At 70.9% G+C, this 18,965-nt stretch carries 15 protein-coding genes and 1 pseudogene; 4 read left to right on the top strand and 12 right to left on the bottom strand.

Going from position 1 to position 18,965, the window contains the following annotated elements; translation table 11 throughout:
• Window positions 1-136 precede the first annotated feature (136 nt).
• The gene (locus ACGF2V_RS12230) at window positions 137-1,099 is read left to right on the top strand and encodes a diacylglycerol kinase family protein (protein ID WP_362707698.1); all 963 of its coding nucleotides are present in this window, start codon (window positions 137-139) and stop codon (window positions 1,097-1,099) included.
• Between the two features lie 357 nt (window positions 1,100-1,456).
• Here ACGF2V_RS12230 and ACGF2V_RS12225 read toward each other — a convergent pair whose 3' ends face one another.
• Entirely contained in the window at window positions 1,457-1,987 is a 531-nt protein-coding gene (locus ACGF2V_RS12225) for a MarR family transcriptional regulator (RefSeq protein WP_362625618.1), read from the bottom strand.
• 124 nt (window positions 1,988-2,111) lie between these two features.
• On the opposite strand from ACGF2V_RS12225, the gene ACGF2V_RS12220 reads away from it, so the two are divergent.
• The 3 genes from ACGF2V_RS12220 to ACGF2V_RS12210 all read left to right on the top strand — a co-directional run bounded on the left by ACGF2V_RS12220 (window position 2,112) and on the right by ACGF2V_RS12210 (window position 5,316).
• On the top strand, window positions 2,112-3,167 hold the full coding sequence (locus ACGF2V_RS12220; protein WP_362707656.1) for an ABC transporter ATP-binding protein: 1,056 nt from the start codon (window positions 2,112-2,114) through the stop codon (window positions 3,165-3,167).
• Between the two features lie 5 nt (window positions 3,168-3,172).
• The gene (locus tag ACGF2V_RS12215; protein ID WP_362707658.1) at window positions 3,173-4,798 is read left to right on the top strand and encodes an ABC transporter permease; all 1,626 of its coding nucleotides are present in this window, start codon (window positions 3,173-3,175) and stop codon (window positions 4,796-4,798) included.
• 137 nt (window positions 4,799-4,935) lie between these two features.
• Complete coding sequence (locus ACGF2V_RS12210; protein WP_362707661.1) at window positions 4,936-5,316, top strand: hypothetical protein; 381 nt, start codon at window positions 4,936-4,938, stop codon at window positions 5,314-5,316.
• A 258-nt stretch (window positions 5,317-5,574) separates the two neighbouring features.
• Here the strand turns inward: ACGF2V_RS12210 and ACGF2V_RS12205 are convergent, their stop codons facing one another.
• From ACGF2V_RS12205 to pyrE, 11 genes and pseudogenes are all read right to left on the bottom strand, one after another.
• Window positions 5,575-6,846 carry a cytochrome P450 gene (locus tag ACGF2V_RS12205; RefSeq protein ID WP_362707663.1) on the bottom strand — a complete coding sequence of 424 codons (1,272 nt, stop codon included), beginning with the start codon at window positions 6,844-6,846 and terminating at the stop codon, window positions 5,575-5,577.
• A 189-nt stretch (window positions 6,847-7,035) separates the two neighbouring features.
• Window positions 7,036-7,725: a response regulator transcription factor gene (locus ACGF2V_RS12200; protein WP_362625628.1), complete on the bottom strand. Its 690-nt coding sequence runs from the start codon at window positions 7,723-7,725 to the stop codon at window positions 7,036-7,038.
• 362 nt (window positions 7,726-8,087) lie between these two features.
• Window positions 8,088-9,374 (bottom strand): annotated as a pseudogene (locus ACGF2V_RS12195) (sensor histidine kinase); the annotation flags it as partial.
• Between the two features lie 299 nt (window positions 9,375-9,673).
• Window positions 9,674-10,549, bottom strand: a complete 876-nt coding sequence (locus ACGF2V_RS12190) for an alpha/beta hydrolase (protein WP_362625630.1) — start codon at window positions 10,547-10,549, stop codon at window positions 9,674-9,676.
• 248 nt (window positions 10,550-10,797) lie between these two features.
• Window positions 10,798-12,111: a kynureninase gene (gene kynU, locus ACGF2V_RS12185; RefSeq protein WP_362707666.1), complete on the bottom strand. Its 1,314-nt coding sequence runs from the start codon at window positions 12,109-12,111 to the stop codon at window positions 10,798-10,800.
• Window positions 12,104-12,952 carry a tryptophan 2,3-dioxygenase family protein gene (locus ACGF2V_RS12180; protein WP_362707669.1) on the bottom strand — a complete coding sequence of 283 codons (849 nt, stop codon included), beginning with the start codon at window positions 12,950-12,952 and terminating at the stop codon, window positions 12,104-12,106. Before ACGF2V_RS12180 ends, kynU begins: the two co-directional genes overlap by 8 nt.
• A gap of 301 nt (window positions 12,953-13,253) precedes the next feature.
• Complete coding sequence (locus ACGF2V_RS12175; RefSeq protein WP_362625636.1) at window positions 13,254-13,667, bottom strand: DUF3151 domain-containing protein; 414 nt, start codon at window positions 13,665-13,667, stop codon at window positions 13,254-13,256.
• A 101-nt stretch (window positions 13,668-13,768) separates the two neighbouring features.
• On the bottom strand, window positions 13,769-15,523 hold the full coding sequence (locus ACGF2V_RS12170; RefSeq protein ID WP_392911787.1) for an MFS transporter: 1,755 nt from the start codon (window positions 15,521-15,523) through the stop codon (window positions 13,769-13,771).
• Between the two features lie 226 nt (window positions 15,524-15,749).
• A complete protein-coding gene (locus ACGF2V_RS12165) occupies window positions 15,750-16,970 on the bottom strand; it encodes a MalY/PatB family protein (RefSeq protein ID WP_362707672.1) in 1,221 nt (406 codons plus the stop codon).
• Between the two features lie 122 nt (window positions 16,971-17,092).
• A complete protein-coding gene (gene fbaA / locus ACGF2V_RS12160) occupies window positions 17,093-18,115 on the bottom strand; it encodes a class II fructose-bisphosphate aldolase (protein WP_362707675.1) in 1,023 nt (340 codons plus the stop codon).
• A gap of 211 nt (window positions 18,116-18,326) precedes the next feature.
• Window positions 18,327-18,866, bottom strand: coding sequence for an orotate phosphoribosyltransferase (gene pyrE, locus ACGF2V_RS12155; RefSeq protein WP_362707678.1), 540 nt, complete (start codon window positions 18,864-18,866; stop codon window positions 18,327-18,329).
• Window positions 18,867-18,965 lie beyond the last annotated feature (99 nt).

The raw sequence follows: 18,965 nt of genomic DNA, 5'->3' as shown, positions 1-18,965 counted from the left end.
AAACGTCGTACATGCCGTACGACGATGTACGGCACGGCCTGAACCGTCGAACCGGGTGCCCCGGAATAGACGAAGCCCCTGGCGCAATAGCGAAAGGGGCTCTTGCACCAAGATGCTACCCGAGGAAGGACCGATGGTGTCGGCTGCCCAGCCCCCCGGCGACGGTGCGCACCAGCTGCTGGTGGTCATCGATCCGGTGGCCCGCCGGAGCGACGGCGAGTCCGTTCGCATCGCGAAGGACGTGCTCAGTGCCGGTTCGCATGTCAAGATCTGTCTGCCTGAAGGACCCGAGGAATTCGCACGGGCCTTGTCCCGCCGGGGGGTTCGGCGCCCGGTCGTGGTCGGCGACGACCTCGCGCTGCGGCGGGCGGTGGCCCTGCTGCACCGGGAGCGGGAACCGGCCGAGAAGTCGCTCGCGCTGATCCCGGTCGGCTCCGCCGGCACGCTGGAACTCGCCCATTCGCTCGGCGTGCCGCAGGGCGCGGTTGCCGCGGCGCGCACCGCCCTCGACGGTGCCGTGCGCAAGCTCGACCTGCTGGTCGACGACAGCGACGGCCTGGTGTTGGGGACTCTCCACATCCCGGCCCACCTGTCCCACCCTGCCCACCAGGTGCGCCCTGCCCACCAGGTCCACCTTCCGGACCATGCCCCGGGCCACGTCGTGGGCCGGGGCGCGCCGCCGGACGCGCCCATCGCCCCCGGGGCCACGACGGTGTGGGACACCTGCCGCTCGCTGGTCCGCGCCCTGGTGCGCCCGACCCCGTCGAAGCCCCCGGACCCGCCACGCACGCACCGGCTGCGGGTCGAGGCGGACGGCGTCCTGCTGAACGACCTGGACCGCCCGGTCGAGTCCGTGACGGTGACCTCGTGCAGCGACGACGGCCTCGCGGAGGTGGTGATACGTCCTCCGGAGGCGGATCCGGTCACGGCGGAGGCGAAGGCGGTCACGGTCTCGGGCGCGGACTTCCGGTACCGGGCGGACACGCAGGTCGGCGGCCCGGTGCGGACGCGTACGTGGACGGTGCGGGCGGGGGCCTGGGGGCTGATGCTGCCGGTGGCCGAGCCTGCGGCCGCGGCCGCGGCCGCAGCCGGAGGGTAGTCCCCCGAGGGGCGGGTGCCGGGGGTCGGGGGTGCCCCGGGCCCCGGGGCACCGAGGCAAGGACGCGGCCGAGGCCCCTCCCGGCCAGGGCCCCGGCGGTCGAGGATCCCGGCCGTCAGGGCCGAAGCTCAGGAGCCCTGGAGCCCTGAAGCTCCTCCGGTGCTCAGCCCCGACGCTCGCGAAGCTCAGGTGCCGGGGACCGGGAAACCGGGAGCTCAGCCCCGACGCTCCCCGGAGCTCACGAGCCCCGCAGCCCTTGAGCCCTTGAGCCCTTGAGCCCTTGAGCTCGTCAGGGTCAAGGTCAGGGCTCGGGCCCCTGACGCTTGTCGGGGCTCAGAGACTTGGCACGCGGCGGGTTCAGGAGCCCGGGCCCTCGGCGGCGGTCGGCAGGTCGAGCGTCTTGCGGTACTCGCGCCAGCGGTCCAGCATCCCGGCCAGCTCCGCCTGCACGAACTCGAAGAAGGCGGCAGTCTCGGCGAGCCTGGCCCCGGCCGGGGTGTGCTCCCCCAGCGTGCGGGCACCTTCCTTCAAGGTGTTCTCCCAGCGGGTGAGCACCTTGTCACGGTTGGTGAAGGTGGTGTACCAGAGCTCGTCGTGAAGGCGGTAGCGGTCCCGCCGCGAGCCCGGCTCTCGCTCGCGGCCGACCATGCTGACCTGCGTGAGGTAGTTGACCGCGCCGGACACCGCGGCAGGGCTGATCTGCAGTGCCAGGGCGAGTTCGGCGGACGTCATCGACCCGTCGTCGTCCGCGAGGAGCGCGGCAAAGACGCGGGACGCCATCCGCTGCATCCCCGCCTCCGTCATGTCGGACGCGAACCGTTCCACGAACCGTGACACGGCCTCAGCGTCCCGCTCGGTACGCGCGCTCTGTTCGGTTTCGCTGGTCATCGCCCGATCGTCTCCCGTCTCCCCTGCGTCTTTGGCCCCCACCGTTTCTCCGGCCTCGCCACGACTCCAACTTTATACAGTTCCTTAACTTCACAAATTTGTGAAAGTAGTGTACGTTCAGAACATGACGCAGGCAATCAGGGTGGCCGGGCTACGCAAGTCGTTCGGCCGGACGCGCGCGCTCACCGGTCTCGACCTCATGGTCGAGACCGGTGAGGTTCATGGCTTCCTCGGGCCCAACGGGTCGGGGAAGTCCACCACCATCCGGGTGCTGCTCGGGCTGCTGCGACCCGACTCCGGCACCGCGCGGCTGCTCGGCCGCGATCCGTGGGACGACGCGGTCGAGCTCCACCGGAGAGTGGCGTACGTCCCTGGTGACGTCACGTTGTGGCGCAATCTGTCGGGCGGCGAGGTGATCGATCTCTACGGGCGGCTGCGCGGTGGTCTCAATCAGGGCAGACGCGCCGAGCTGGTCGAGCGCTTCGAGCTCGATCCGACGAAGAAGGGGCGCACGTACTCCAAGGGAAACAGGCAGAAGGTCGCCCTTGTCGCGGCCTTCGCCTCCGACGTGGATCTGCTGATCCTCGACGAGCCGACCAGCGGCCTCGATCCGCTGATGGAGGAAGTCTTCCAGGACTGTGTCGCCGAGGAACGCGCGCGCGGGCGGACGATCCTGCTGTCCAGCCACATCCTCAGCGAGGTGGAGACGCTCTGCGACCGGGTCAGCATCATCCGTCAGGGCCGGACGGTCGAGACCGGCTCACTGGCGGACATGCGCCACCTGACCCGTACGAACATCACCGCCGAGCTGGCCGGCCCGCCCAATGGGCTCGCGCATTTGCCCGGCGTGCATGACTTCCAGGTGCAGGGCCTGCGCGTGACGCTCCAGGTCGACACGGACAAGCTGGACGCGGTGCTCAGGACGCTCTCCGCATCGGGCATCCGGACCCTGACCAGCACGCCGCCCACGCTGGAGGAGCTCTTCCTCCGCCACTACACGGCGGACGCTGCGCATACGGCGGACCCTGCGCATACGGCGGACCCTGCGCATACGGCGGACGCTGCGCATACGACAGGCACGACGGCTACAGCGGGCGGAACAGATGACGGGGCGGCGAGCGGGGCAGACGGCCGGGGTAGGCCGGGCGGCGGCGAGGGGGCGGGGGTGACGGGGCGGTGACTGCCATGACGACGACCGCGTCGACCGGTGCGAGCCCCCGGACCGCTCCCGTGTCCCGGCAGTTCGCCGGCACCCGGACACTGCTGCGGCTCGCGTTGCGGCGCGACCGGATCATGCTGCCGATCTGGGTGCTCGTACTCGGCGGCTCGTTCTCCTCCGTCGCCAAGTCCTTCGCCTCGCTGTACGACACCGCCGCCAGTCGGGCCGAACTAGCCGCGTCGATGAACGGCAACAGCTCCCTCAGGGCCCTGTACGGACCGGTCTTCACCGACTCCCTCGGCGGTCTCGTCAGCTGGCGGATGGTCTGCTTCGGCGGGGCGCTGGCGGCCGTGATGAGCCTGATCGTCGTCGTGCGGCACACCCGGGAGGAAGAGGAGACCGGACGTCAGGAGATGCTCTCCTCCGCAATGGTGGGGCGCCGCGCCCCGCTGACCGCCGCGCTGCTCACCGCGTTGATCGCCAACGCCGCGCTGGCGCTGGTCATCGCGGCCGGCATGGCCGGCTCCGGTGCGGGCGGGACGGGTGCGGTGGCACTCGCCGCGGCGGTCGGCGGGACGGGTGTGCTGATCGCCTGCACGGCCGCGACGGCCGCGCAGTTCACCGAGAGCGCACGGCTCGCGAAAGGGCTCACGGCGGCGGTGATCGGTGCCGCGTTCGTCCTGAAGGCGGCGGGCGATGCGTCGACGGACGACGGTTCGTCGGTCCTGACCTGGCTCTCCCCCCTCGGCTGGGCGGAGAACGTGCGGGCGTACGCCGGGACACGCTGGTGGGTGCTGCTCCTCATGGCGGCCGCGATCGCGGTCCAAGCCATCCTGGCATACGCCTTGGCGGGGCGGCGTGACGTCGGCATGAGCTTCCTGGCGACCCGGCCCGGGCCGTCGCGGGGGCGGATATCGTCGGCGTCCGGGCTCGCGCTGCGACTCCAGCGGGGTGCACTGATCGGATGGACGCTGTCGTTCGCCGCCGTCGGTGTCGTTTTCGGCGGACTGACCGACGGGGCGGCGGACCTCGTCGGCGACAACCCGAAGACGCAGGAGATCTTCGAGCGGATGGGCGGTCAGTCCGGGCTGACCGACGCGTTCCTTGCGGCGATGGTCTCCATGCTCGGCATGGTCGCCGCGCTGTACATCGTCGCGTCGGTGCTGCGGCTGCACGGCGAGGAGACCGCCGGGCGCGCCGAACCGGTGCTGGCGTGCGGGGTGAGCCGACTGCGGTGGGCGGCGGGACATCTGGGAGTCGCCTTCGGCGGGGCGGCCCTGATCATGGCGGTGGGCGGCCTCGGCCTGGCCGCCGGATACGGCCACGAACTCCCGGACATCCTGGGGGCGGCGTTGGTCCAACTGCCCGCGATCTGGCTGTTGGGAGGCGTCACGGTCCTGATGTACGGAGCGCTCCCAAAGGCCGCGGTGGCCTCCTGGGGCGTGGCCGGGACATGCCTGGCGCTCGGGTGGATCGGGCCCGCCCTGGATCTGCCGCAGGCGGTGATGGACGTGTCTCCGTTCACCCACCTGCCGAAGCTGCCGGGAGGCACCGGGATGGAGTGGGGCCCCGTGCTCGCGCTGACGGTGGTCGCGGTGGTGCTGGTGGGCGCCGGGGTGGTGGCGCTGCGACGACGCGACGTCCTGACCTGAGGAAGTGCCGAGCGATGACGAGAATCGACGAGAGACGGGCGGTGGCGCAGCGATGAGGTGCACGGCAAAGAGACGAGCGGTAACACAGCGATGAGGTGCACGCCGCAGAGGTCACGCGGCAAAGAGGTGGAGCGGTGATGCGGGCGGCCTCCGGCGCAACCGTCCTGTGGCCCGCCCGCGTCACCACGATCATGGAGACCCGGGGCGAAGCCGTTCGTGGGATCGCCGGCTGTCTGGCCGCCTCCCTCGGCGGGGTGGTCGGCATGCTCACCTGGGCCCCTTACGGCCGACGCGGCATCTTCGGCGGCTTTGAAGGGGAGTCGGAGTGGAACGTGCTCTGGCTGGGATTTCCCGTCATGGTGCTCGGCGGCATCACGGCCGGGATCGCTCTCTTCGCCCTCCTGACGGGAAAGTGGCGACTGGCCTTCGGGGCGGCGGCGCTCCTGGCGGGACTCGCGGTCTTCGGGCTGGCCTTCGACGTGCTGGCCGGACCACCGCTCTGCGGTCCCGGATGCTGAGCCGGAGCAGCAGGACCGGTGCGGCAGGACCGAAGCCGCCCGGCCCGCTCCACCGTTCCGGAGCTGCCGAGTCAGAGCCGCTGAGTCGGAGCTGCTGAGCCCGGGGCCACCGAGCCTGAGCGCCGCTGAGCCCGGGCCGCTGAGCCCGGGGCCGGTCCAGGAGCCGCCTGGTCCGGGCCTCGGGCCGGGAAAACCGGGGCCAGAAGCCGGGCCGGGACGCCGGGCCGGGAGCCTGCGCCCCGTCGCCCTTCGCATCGGTCACAGCTCGACGCGGAGTTCCTTCAGCCCTCTGATCACGTAGCCCGGGTTCCATTCCGGCTCGGTCACCAGCCGGAGGCCCGGAGCCCGGCGCAGCAACTCCCCGAAGGATGCGGCGAGTTCGAGCCGGGCGAGTGGAGCACCCAGACAGAAATGAATACCCGCGCCGAAGGTGATGTGCGGATTCTCGCGTCGGCTCAGGTCCAGAGTGTCCGCAGCCGCGAAGCGGGCGGGGTCACGGTTGGCGGAGCCGAAGAGCAGGGCCACCTCGGAGCCGCGCGGGATGACCGTGCCGTCGATCTCGATGTCGTCGAGGACCCAGCGCTCGAACATCTGGAGCGGGGTGTCGTACCGCATCAACTCCTCGATCGCCGTCGGCAGCAGCCCGTGGTCGGCACGGAGGGCGGCAAGCTGTTCGGGGTGGCGCAGCAGCGTCCACCAGCCGTTCACCGTGGTGTTGACGGTCGCCTCGTGCCCGGCGTTGAGGAGCAGTACGCAGGTGGAGATCATCTCCTGTTCGCTCAGTCGCTCCCCCTCGTCGTGAGCGGCGATGAGCGCGGAGATCAGATCCGTACCCGGGTTCTTGCGCCGCTGCGCGATCAGTTCGCGCAGGTACGCGGAAAAGTCGAGCGAGGCGCGTACGGCAGCGCGGGCGGTGTCCTCCGACGGGTTCAGCTCGAACATGCCGCAGATCGCCGCGGACCAGGGGCGCAGCGGGGCGCGGTCGGACTCCGGGATGCCGAGCATCTCGGCTATGACCGCCACGGGCAGCGGTTCGGCGACCGCTGTGAGCAGATCGCCGCCGCCCGCCTCGACGAACGGGTCGACCAGTTCGGCGGCGAGCCGCTGCACCGTCGGGACGAGCCGCTCGACGGTGCGCGGGGTGAACGCCTTGGAGACCAGGCGCCGGATCCGGGTGTGGTCGGGCGCCTCCAGGTCGAGGAGCCCCTGTCCGTTGAGGGTGTGGAAGGGCTCGTGCTCGGCGGGCGGCGGGGTGCGGCCGAACTCCTCGTGGGTGAATCGGTGCAGGTACGTACGGCCCAGGCGACGATCGCGCAGCAGCGCGGACACATCGGCGTGGTGCGGGACGAGCCACTGGTTACTTGGCTCGAAGTAGTGCACCCGTCCGGCCTCCCGCAGCGCGGTGTAGGCCGGGTACGGGTCGGCGACAAACACCTGTGACCAGGGGTCGAAGGACGCGGACGCGTGGGAGCCGGAGGTCTCGGACGGCCGGAAGAGAACATCGGCCGCGGAGCGGGAAGATGGGCGCATATAGGGGACGCTAACCGGCCAAGTCGCCGCGGACCAGCCCTGTCCCCGGTCGGACCTTTCCGGCCCCGCTCCGTCCCTCCCTCGTACCGGATCACGACGACGTTCACACCCGGAACGGACACCTGCGGTCTCCCAGGCCGAGGAGACCGCAGATCGGAAATCCGCAGATCGGGAAGGCCATGTGCCGGCTCAGGAGGGTATGACCAGCCTGGCCTCGTACGCGAAGACGGCGGCCTGTGTGCGGTCGCGCAGCCCCAGCTTCACCAGGATGCGGCTGACATGCGTCTTGATGGTGGACTCGGCGACCACCAGGCGCGAGGCGATCTCCGCGTTCGACCGGCCTTGAGCGATGAGGACGAGCACTTCCGTCTCGCGTTCCGTGAGGTCTCCGACCCGTGCGAGCGCGGGAGGGCGCGGGGCCTCGGCGAGCTTGGAGAACTCGTTGATCAGCCGCTTGGTGACAGCCGGGGCGAGCAGGGCCTCACCGGCAGCCACCACCCTTACGCCCTCGGCGAGTTGCCGGGCGGAGGCGTCCTTGAGAAGGAATCCGGACGCCCCGGCGCGCAGCGCCTGGTAGACGTACTCGTCAAGGTCGAACGTCGTCAGTACCAGCACCTTGGCGTCCGCGTCGGCGGCGACGATCTCGCGGGTGGCCTCGATGCCGTTGAGTTCCGGCATCCGGATGTCCATCAGCACCACGTCGGGACGTAGCGCGGCGACCCGGGCGATGGCCTGCCGACCGTCGACCGCCTCACCGACGACCTCGATTCCCGGCATGGCGTTGAGCAGGACCGAGAACCCCTCGCGGACCATCATCTGGTCGTCCACGATCAGCACCCTGATGGGCGGTGCGGGAACGGAAGCGGAGGTCGAGGTCATGCCCGGTCCGCCGGGTCCGTACGGTCCACCGGATCCTGCTGTTCCCTCGGGTCCTGCCGTTCCCTCGGGTCCTGCCGTTCCGTCGGGTCCTGCCGTTCCAGCCGCTTCGGGCGTTCGTCCCGGTGCACAGCGTCCACAGCCTCCGTCCTGTCCACGGCCTCGGTCCTGTTCACGGCCTCCACCCCGCCCACAGCCTCGCTCCTACTCACGGCCTCCACCCGACCTCCAGCTTCCAGTCGGTCCGCCTCGTCCCCCTCTGGCGCTCGCTTTGCCCGCCCCGCCCGGGACGCCTGGGCCCTCTCCGTCGCCTGCGTCGTCCGGGCCGTCTCGTTCATGTCGGGCGCGGTTCCCGAGTCGGGGTCGAGCGCCACGGGGATGAACGCGGCGATCTCGTAGCCGCCCTCCTCGGTCTCCCCGGCCGTCATCGTGCCGTTCAGCATCGCGACCCGCTCCCGCATCCCCGTGATCCCGTGACCGGCCCCCGGCGAGGGTTTCACCGGAGCGGTCGGCGGCCCGTTCACGACGCGCAGCCCCAGCCCGCCGAGCACGTAACCGATCTCCACCTCGGCGGTCGCGCCCGGAGCGTGCCGCAGCGTGTTGCTGAGGGCCTCCTGAATGATCCGGTACGCCGAGAGCTCGACGCCCTGCGGGAGCTCACGTATCGCGCCGGTGACCGTCTTCCCGGTCTCCAGCCCCGCCTCGCGCACATTGGCGAGGAGCCCGTCGAGCTGCGCGAGCGTGGGCTGAGGCGCGTCCGGCACCTGCTGGTCGTCGGCCCGTACGACGCCGAGGACCCGGCGCAGTTCGGTGAGGGCGGAGACCGCGTTCTCGCGGATCGTGAGGAACGCCTGCTCCAGCTCGGGCGGCGGGTTCTCCACGCGGTACGGGGCGGCCTCGGCCTGGATGGCGACGACCGACATGTGGTGGGCTACCACGTCGTGCAGTTCCCGGGCGATGGTGGTGCGTTCCTCCAGCAGCGTGCGCCGGTCTCGTTCGACGGCGGTCACCGTGCGCTGCACGGTGACCTCGCGCTCCGCGTCGCGACGGATCTGCACCACGGCGACCAGCAGCAGTGCGAGCGCGGAGACGAAGACGAGGGGAGCGTTGGTCGGCGAGGAGTGCCAGCCGCCCAGGCTTTCCAGCAGGGCACCGAACAGCCCGGTGATCCCCCACATCCAGGCGGCGGTACGCGGCCGCGTCCGGGCCGCGACCACCACCAGCACCACCAGGTGCGAGAGAAGGGTGCTCGACGTCCACGGCCAGCCGTTGCCGCCCACGAACGCCACGAACGGGGCGAGTGCCAGCGACGCCCAGAACGCGCCGACCGGCCGGACCAGCGTCATCAACACCGTGGCCACAGGAAGCAGCACGGTCACGACGGCCTCGACCATGAAGCGCAGGCCCGAGGAGCCCTCCGAGGCCAGGCCCATGACCGCCACGAAGAACGCGGCCACACCGACCAGAGCGTGGGGCGTCCAGGCGGCCCGCTCACGCATCCGGTTCGGCAGCCTGCCGGTCAGCAGCCCGTCCGTGCGCATTCGTGCCAGCGGACGGTAGGCGAAGGCGTCGCTGAGAAGATCCTGCCGCAGTCCGCCCAGCGCCTTCGCGGCCAGCCTGAACTCGGGGCTTCGGGTTTTCGTCTCGGTCACATTTCCACGGTAGGGGCCGGTACGGCCCGGGTCGTCAGCAGTGATACGGATCCTGCGCCCTCCATCGCAAGTACTACGGAGCCCGTTCACGGCGGAGGGAGTCGACCGCGGAGCCCATCCGCCACAGAACGCATCCGCTACAGAGCGCGTCCAGTCCAGATCCCGTCGGCCACAGATCGCGTCGGCCGCAGAGCTCGTCGGCCACAGAGTCCGTCGGCCACAGAGCCCGTTCGGGACGATGCGCGCGAGCGGGTACGGGTCCGGCCGGTGGTGCGTGGCAGGAACGTTTCCGTCGCCGATCACCAGGCCAGCTGGGCGAGTTCCTCCGCAACCACCGCGCACGCGCCGCTCGACGGATCGATCAGCGGGAAATGGCCGACCTCGGGCAGCAGAGTCAGTCCCACCGTCTCGCCCGCCCGCGCCGCCGCGTCGACGAACGCCTCCGCGACGGGTTGCGGCACATCGAGATCGGTGGTGCCCTGCACCACGACCGTCGCGATCCCCGTGGGCAGCAGCACGGCCGGGTCGACGTGACGGGAGCGCTCCTCGAACTCCTCCTCGCGGCCGAGGAACTGACCGACCGCTCCCGAGCACACGTCCAGCTCGACGGCCCTGGTGAAGTCCGCGATCGGCGCGAGGGCGACGACACCCCGCAACGGGGGCGGCGCCGGCAGCCGCCACGGCGACCCCTCGGGCAGCACGTGCCGGGCGGCGGCCCACAGGGCGAGGTGCCCGCCCGCCGAGTGCCCGGTGAGGACGATCCGTCGTACGTCGGCCTCCGGGAGTTCCCGGGCCAGCAGGGCCGGCAGCGCGTCCATCGCCGCGGCGACGTCGTCGAACGTCTCGGGCCAGCGGCCCGCGACCGGCCCTTGCCCCCGCTGCTGCGGGATCTCGCCGCCGCGCCGGTACTCGACGTTGGCCACGGCGAACCCGCGCCGGGCGAGGAAGTCCGCGAACGGCGACGTGTGCTGCCGGTCGTACGGCGCCCGCCACGCCCCACCGTGCAGGACGACGACGACCGGCGCCCCGGCCCGGCCGTCCCGTGGTGCATAGAAGTCGATCAGCTGGTCGGGGTGGTTCCCGTAGGCTGCGGACGCGTCGGGGGCGACTGGTGGGTGAGAGAAGGCTGACTCGGTCTCGGCTGTGTCCCGATCACGCGCGGCGGAATCCGACATGCTGCTCCAACCCGTCCTGTCCGTCTCGTCCGTTGGGCCCGACTGCCCGGCGCGCCAATGGCGTGTGCTCGACGGTCCACCAGTCCAACTGGCCTGACCTGCGGGGACGGTACCAGTACCGACGGCTCCCGTCCCCGCCGACGGATCAAGGCAGCGCCCGGCCCACCGGCCCCCGGTTTGCCTGCCCACCCGGCGCAGCACCCAGTGCCGAGTACTCAGCACTCAGCACTCAGCACTCAATGGCCAGCTCACCGGCTATTGCGGCTGGCGAGCACTTCACCCAGCACCCGCGCCGCCCGTTCGGCGTCCGCGAACCCCACATACAACGGGGTGAACCCGAACCTCAGCACGTCGGGGCGCCGCAGGTCGCCGACGACGCCCCGTTCGATGAGGGCGCCCATGACCGCCTCGGCGTCATCGCACCGCAGCGCGACCTGGCTGCCGCGTTCCGCGTGCGCGACCGGGGTGACGGAGGTGACCCGGCCCTCGGGGACGTACGCGGCGACGCACTCCAGGAAGAAGTCCGTCAGCGCCAGGGACTTGGCCCGGACCGCCTCGATCGACACCCCGTCCCACACGTCCAGCGACGCCTCCAGCGCGAGCATGGAGAGGATGTCGGGCGTGCCGACCCGGCCCCGTACGGCACCGTCAGCCGGAACATACCCGGGCGTCATCCCGAACGGATCGGCGTGCGACGTCCACCCGGGCAGGGGCGAGTCGAAGTCCGCCTGATGGCGCTCGGCGACGTACAGGTAGGCGGGCGAACCGGGCCCACCGTTCAGGTACTTGTACGTGCAGCCGACCGCCAGGTCCACGCCGTGCACGTCGAGCCCCACCGGCAGGGCGCCCGCGCTGTGGCACAGGTCCCAGACCGCGACGGCGCCCGCCGCGTGCGTGGCGGCGGTGAGTCCGGCCAGGTCGTGGAGCCTGCCGGTGCGGTAGTCGACGTGGTTGAGCAGGACGGCTGCGGTACGGGGGCCGAGGGCGTCCGGCACCTCGGCGGGGGCGACCGGGACGAGCCGGTGGCCGGTCATCCGGGCCGCGGACGTCGCGATGTACCCGTCCGTGGGGAACGTCGTCGCGTCGACGAGAATCTCGTCACGCCCCTCGGGCGCCAGCCGGGTCGCGGCGACGAGGGCCTTGAAGACGTTCACGCTGGTGGAGTCGCCGACGACGATCTGTCCGGCGGCGGCGCCGACGAGGGGGGCGATGCGGTCGCCGATCCGCTCGGGCGCGGTCCACCAGCCGCTCTCGTCCCAGGACCGGATGCGCAGCTCCCCCCACTCGCGGGTGAGCACCTCCCTGAGCCGGTCGGGCACGTGGACGGGCAGCGCCCCGAGCGAGTTGCCGTCCAGATAGACGGTGTCGTCGAGCGCGAACAGTTCGCGCGTGCCGACGAGCGGGTCGGCCGCGTCGAGCGCGCCGGCCCGCGCACCAAGGCCGTCGGATACCGAGGTGTCGGAAGCCGAGGTGTCGGAAGCCGGAGTACGGACGCCGGACGCCGCGCCCCGCCCGGCCTGGCCGTCGGATTCCGGGGCGTGCCTGGTGAAGGTCTCAGACATGGCTGCGCGCACTCCACAACTCGGGGAAGACGTTCTTCGTGGCCCGCTTCTCCAGCCAGGCGACCCCGGCGGAACCACCAGTACCCGTCTTCGAGCCCATCGCGCGCCGGGTGGCGACGAGGTGGTCGTTGCGCCAGCGCCACACCAGTTCACCGACATCGGTGAGCGCCTCGCCGAGCCGGACCAGCTCGTCGTTCTGGTCGGGATTCGCGTAGATCTCCGCCCAGACGGCCTCGACCTCGGGCGACGGTTCGTACTTCTGCGTCAGGTCACGTCCGAGCACGGACTGCGGTACGGCATGGCCGCGCCGGGCGAGCAGGGCGAGCGTCTCGTCGTACAGCCCCGGTTCGCCCAGCGCCTTCTCCAGCTCGGCGCGGACGCGGGGGGCGCCCCGGTGCGGCACCAGCATGGACGCGGACTTGTCTCCGAGCAGGAACTCCATCCGCCGGTACATCGCCGACTGGAAACCGGAACCCTCGCCGAGGGCGCCCCGGTAGGAGTTGAACTGTGCGGGGGTGAGCTGGGCGAGCGGCGCCCAGGAGGCGTTGAGCGCCTCCAGTTCGCGCACGGACCGCTTGAGCGCGTCGCGTGCGACGGTCAGCCGGTCCTCGCGCAGCGCGTGCGCGGCGGTCTCCCACTCGTGCACGATGACGGTGAACCACAACTCCATGACCTGGGTGGTGACCAGGAAGACCATCTCGCCCGGATCGTCGGAGAGAGGGTGCTGGAGGTGGGTCAGGACATCCGCCTGGACGTAGTCCTCGTACGGAGTCGTTCCCTCGAAGTCGAGATGCGGGGTCTCCGCACCGGTGGCTTCGGGGTCGGGGTGGATCGTCGACATTACTGTCTCCTCGACACAAGCTTCCGGGTAGCGGTCCGCCCCTTCCGTGAGGTGGTGGAGCTCCGGTCCCCTGTCGGCATCCTAAACGGAGGCCGGGAGAGCACGCAGGCCCCGCGGACGTGGGTACCGACATCCACGGGGCCCGACATGCAAAGTTGCGCGTACGTGCGTATCCACACGTGCACGCACACGCGTCCGCTGCGTGCGCGGGCGTCCCCGGCGGGCGTACCCGGCGGAACGCCGCGTGGACACGCCACTCGCATTCAAGTACGCCGCCCGGGTACGCCGCTCGGGTGCTCTCCTAGCCGAGGGTCTCGGCGGCGGTCGGCGAGGAGTCGCGCAGGAACGTCGTGCAGCGCTCGTACTCCTCCTGCTCTCCGATCGCCCCGGCGGCCCGTGCCAGTGCGTGCAGGGCGCGCAGGAAGCCCCGGTTCGGCTCGTGCTCGAACGGCACGGGGCCGTGGCCCTTCCATCCGGCCCGACGCAGAGCGTCGAGGCCGCGGTGGTAGCCGGTGCGGGCGTAGGCGTACGACTCGATGACGCGACCGCCCTCGAACGCCTCGTCGGCGAGCTGCGCCCAGGCCAGGGAGGAGGTCGGGTACTTCGCGGCGACATCTGCGGGAGCCGCGCCGCTCGCGAGCAGTTCGCGCGGCTCGGGGTCGTCCGGCAGATGGGTCGGGGGCGGTCCCCCGAGCAGGTTCTCGTGGATCGACATGCGTTCAAGTGTGCCTGGCACATGCGCGCCGGGGGTAGCCGGGCGCACAGCGATGAGGCCGGTTCACGCTGATGTGCGCGGGCATTCCCCGCTGTGAAGGTTCACGCCGAGTATCGCCCGGTACTCCCCGCGCCTCCCGCGCCTCCCGCACTCCCAGGCCCTCCCGGCCTTTCGCCACGCGCGAACCCGTCACGTAGGGGTTCGTCACGTAGGGGTTCGTCGCACGCGGCCTCACCGCGCGCGGGTTCCAGGGGCGGGGCGACGATGCCGCAGTGCACCGTGCACTCGGGCCGCAACCTCCCCTCCTGCCGCTCCCTCCTCCGCAGCTTCCGCAAACCCACCCGCCGCGCCTTCCCTCGCGCGCCCTCCTCCTTCTCCTCCTTCTCCGCCTTCTCCTCCTTCTCCCCCTCCTTCACCGCCTCCTCCTCCAACTCCGCTGCCCGTACCGGCGGGTTCCGTACGGCTGCCCAGGCGATCAGCGAGCCCAGCACGAGCAGCCCGGCGCACATCGGCATGGCCCGCCGGAACGTCACCGCGAACTCCTCGGCGTTCCGGTACGCGTCGGGCCCCATCCCGGCGAGCAGCGGCAGAGCGGCCACCGCGATCAGCCCTGCGGCGCGGGCGGCCGCGTTGTTGATCCCGCTGGCGAGACCGGCCCGTGCAGTGTCCACGGAGGCCAGGACGGTCGCGGTGAGCGGTGCCACCAGGGTGACCATTCCGGCGCCGAGCAAGGCGACGGCGGGGAGAACATCCGTGAGATAGGCGGAGACGGAGGGCGCCCCGGGCCCGACCCTCAGCATCAGCAGCATCCCGGCGGCGGCGATCAGGGGGCCTGTGGCGAGCGGGACACGGGGCCCTATGCGCTGTCCCAGCTCGCCCGATGATGCGGAGAAGACCAGCATCAGCAGGGTCGTGGGCAGCAGGGCCGTGCCCGCGCCGAGGGCCGAGTACCCGGCCACGACCTGGAGCTGGATCGCGGCGAGGAAGAAGAAACCGCCCAGCGCCGCGTACACGCAGAGGGTGATGATGTTGACGACGGTGAACTGCCGGGACGCGAACACCGAGGGCGGCAACATCGGGTTCCGCCGTCGGCGCTCCACCCGCACGAACGCGACCCCGAGAGCGATCCCGGCGGCGGCCGTCCCGATCACCACGCCGGACACGCCCCGGCCGGGGGCCTCGATCAGCGAGTAGGTCACCAGGGCCAGGGCGAATGCGGCGAGCACGGCGCCCAGGACGTCGAAGCGCCCGTGCGCGTGCGGGTCCCGCGATTCCGGTACGTGGCGCAGCGCCACCGGGACACATATCGCGGCCGGCGGCACATTGAGGAGGAAAACCCACCGCCACCCCGGCCCGTCGACGAGCCAGCCGCCGATGAACGGCCCGACGGCGGCACCGATCCCGCCGAACCCCGACCACAGCCCGACCGCACGGGCCCGGTCGTCGGGGTGGAAGCTCGCCTGGATCAACGCCAGCGAGCCGGGCGTGAGGAGCGCCCCGCCGATCCCCTGGAGAGCGCGGGCGGTGATCAGGACGGCGGCGTTCGGCGCGACCCCGCACATCACGGAGGCGGCGGCGAACCAGACGATTCCGACGACGAAGACCCGTCGCCGCCCGAACCGGTCGCCGAGGGCGCCCCCGAGGAGGATCAGCCCGGCGAGGGTCAGCATGTAGGCGTTGACGGTCCATTGCAGGGCGGCCAGGTCGGTGCCGAGGTCCTTGCCGATACGGGGCAGGGCGACGTTGATGACGGTGGAGTCCAGCAGGGCCATGCTGGAGCCGAGCACGGTGGTGAGGACGACCCACCGCCCCACAGGGGAGGCGACCCGGATGGCTCCCGTCTCTGCGTCAGGCATATGAGCAGCATCCCCGCTCCGGGCCGCGGCAGCTATCTGAGCGAATCCGCCCGTAGACATACATAGCGAATCCGTCCGTCCGTAGGCATGCATGCCTACGGACGGACGGAACCATCCCAAGAACCCAAGAGACCTTGGAGAATCCAGAAGCCCCGAGATCCCACCGGGACGGCCCGGAACCCTGACCTACGAAACTCTTCCCGCCACGGGCCTCACACCACGGCCTTCACACCACGGCCCTTATGCCCCGGATCAGCGCCTGGACGCCCGCATCCGCCTTGGACCTCGGGCACCCGACGTTCAGCCGTACGAAGTTCTGCGCCCCGTACACCGCCCCCGGCATCACCGCGACCTTCTCGCGCTCGATCAGTGCCCGCTGCAACGCCTCGTCGCAGTCGGCGCCGACGATGCCCACCGGCCGCAGGTCGATCCACGCCAGGTAACCGGCCTGCGGCGGTTCCCATCCCAGATCCGGGAACGCCTCGTTCAGCCGTTCCGCCACCAGCGCCAGGTTCCCGCCGACATAGCCGCGGACCTGGTCCAGCCAGTCGCCGGCCTCCCGGTACGCCGCTATGTGCGCGGTCAGCGACAGCACGGCCGGGGAGGCGAGCCCCTCCGCCGTCTCCATCCGGCGCAGGAACTCCGCCCGGTCGGCCGGGTCACCGATCAGACCGTACGAACCGGTCAGCGCGGGAAAGTTGAACGCCTTCGACGCGGAGGAGAGCAACGCCCAGCGCGCTTTACCTTTCCCCTCGCCGTCCCGCTGCGTCTTGTCCTCACCCTCACCCTCACCGGCCACGCACGTCCACGGCACATGCGCATGCCCGGGGTGCACGAGGTCGGCATGGATCTCGTCGCTGATCACCGCGACACCGTGGCGCGCGGCGAGCGACGCCATCCCACCGAGTTCGTCGCGCGTCCACACCCGCCCGGTCGGGTTGTGCGGCGAGCACACGACCAGGACCTTGCTGTCGGGGCGGGCCAGTTCGCGTTCCAGCGCGACGACGTCCTCCACCGGAACGCCCCGCAGTTCGCGCCCGAGCCCGGTGATCGCCTTCCGGAAACCGTCGTACACCGGGGTGTGGACGACGACGCCCTCGCCCGCGACCGTCCACATCTGGAGCAGCTGCGAGAGCTGGCTGAGCACGGACGGCCCGTAGACCAGCTGCCCGGTGTCGATCTGGGCCCCGTGCCGGGTCGCGTACCAGTGGGCTATCGCCGAACGGAAGTCGTCCTGCTGCCAGGTCGTGTATCCGAAGACGCCGTGGTCGAGCCGGTTCCGCAACGCCCTCAGCACCTGCGGGGCGGTCTCGAAATCCATGTCCGAGATGGTGAACGGCAACAGCCCGTCCACCCCGAACCGATCCGCGACCCCGTCCCACTGGACGGACCAGGTGCCACGACGGTCGATGACGGTGTCGAAGTCGTAGCGCGCGCCGGCACTCACAACGGTTCTCCCCTGCCTGCCACGCTGTGGGCCCGGCACTCCGAAGGTTCCAGATGGTTCCAGGTGTGCCGGGCCCACAGCCACCTCACGTGCCGCCTCGCGCGGCGCGCTCCGGACGTCCGTTACTTCAGCTTGGTGCCGGTGGAACGCAGGTCGGCGCATGCCTTCGTCACACGCTCGGCCATGCCCGCCTCGGCGGACTTGCCCCAGCTTCGCGGGTCGTAGACCTTCTTGTTGCCGACCTCGCCGTCGACCTTCAGCACACCGTCGTAGTTGCGGAACACGTGGTCCGCGATCGGGCGGGTGAAGGCGTACTGGGTGTCGGTGTCGAGGTTCATCTTCACGACGCCGTTGTCCAGAGCGGTCGCGATCTCCTGCTCGGTGGAGCCGGAGCCGCCGTGGAAGACGAAGTCGAACGGGGACGCCTTGCCGTACTGGGCGGCGACGCCCTCCTGGAGGTCCTTCAGCAGCTCGGGCCGGAGCACGACGTTGCCCGGCTTGTAGACCCCGTGGACGTTGCCGAAGGAGGCGGCCAGCAGGTAGCGGCCCTTCTCACCCAGGCCGAGCGCCTCGGCGGTGCGCAGCGCGTCGTCGACGGTCGTGTACAGCTCGTCGTTGATCTCGTGCGAGATACCGTCCTCCTCGCCGCCGGTCGGGGTGATCTCGACCTCAAGAATGATCTTGGCGGCGGCGGCCTTGGCCAGCAGCTCCTGACCGATGGCCAGGTTGTCGGCGAGAGTCTCGGCGGAGCCGTCCCACATGTGGGACTGGAACAGCGGGTTCTGGCCCTGGGCGACGCGCTCGGCGGAGATGTCGAGCAGCGGACGTACGTAGCCGTCCAGCTTGTCCTTGGGGCAGTGGTCGGTGTGCAGCGCGACCTGGATGTCGTACTTGGCGGCGACGATGTGCGCGAACTCGGCCAGGGCGACAGCGCCGCTGACCATGTCCTTGTTGTACTGGCCGCCCAGGAACTCCGCCCCACCGGTGGAGATCTGGACGATGCCGTCGCTCTCCGCCTCGGCGAAGCCACGCAGTGCGGCGTGCAGGGTCTGGGTCGATGTCACATTGATGGCCGGGTAGGCGAACTTGCCTGCCTTCGCCCGGTCGAGCATCTCGGCGTAGACCTCGGGGGTTGCGATGGGCATCTGTCCGCTCCTTGGGATATGCGGGTGTGCGTGCTGGTTCCCTGACCTGGGGGCGACATCATCGTCGCCCCCATCTTCCCAGACTCCCGCCACGGCTCCACCCGGCCCGCGCGCACAGCGCCCTGCCGGGCGGCCTGGGGCACGCGTCGGGGGTGGGCCGTTTCACGTGAAACGGCCCACCCCCGAAGAAATTCACAGGTCAGCCCACGTATCAGGCGAGATCGAGGTCGGCCACCGAGTAGACGTGGATGTACGGCAGACCGGCCTCGGCGATCGCCGGAGCCGCACCCCGCTCCACGATCACGGCAACGGCGACGACCTCGCCGCCGGCCTCTCGCACCGCCTCGACTGCTGTCAGCGGCGAACCGCCGGTCGTCGACGTGTCCTCGACGACCAGACACCGGCGACCCTTCACATCCGTGCCCTCGATGCGGCGCTGCATCCCGTGCGCCTTCTGCGCCTTGCGGACGACGAACGCGTCCAGCTCCTGCCCGCGCGCGGCGGAGGCGTGCAGCATCGACGTGGCGACCGGGTCGGCCCCCAGCGTCAGGCCGCCCACGCAGTCGTAGTCCAGTTCCGCGGTGGCATCGAGCATGACCTGCCCGACCATCGGGGCGGCCTTGCCGTCCAGCGTGATGCGGCGCAGGTCGATGTACCAGTCGGCCTCAAGACCCGAGGAGAGGGTCACCTTGCCGTGTACCACGGCCTTGTCCTTGATCTGCTGGAGCAGCTCAGCACGTACGTCAGTCATGGCTACGAGCTTAAGGCGCACATGCCGGGGCACATTCCGGGCAGGGTGCGGGCCGACTCCGGGCAGGGTGCGGGCCGATTCCGGGCAGGGTGCGGGCAG

It is taken from the genome of Streptomyces sp. NPDC047982, assembly GCF_043204165.1.
Classification (GTDB): domain Bacteria; phylum Actinomycetota; class Actinomycetes; order Streptomycetales; family Streptomycetaceae; genus Streptomyces.
The sequence above is the reverse complement of the archived record's forward strand: the minus strand, read 5'-3'. Positions and strand labels throughout refer to the sequence as shown.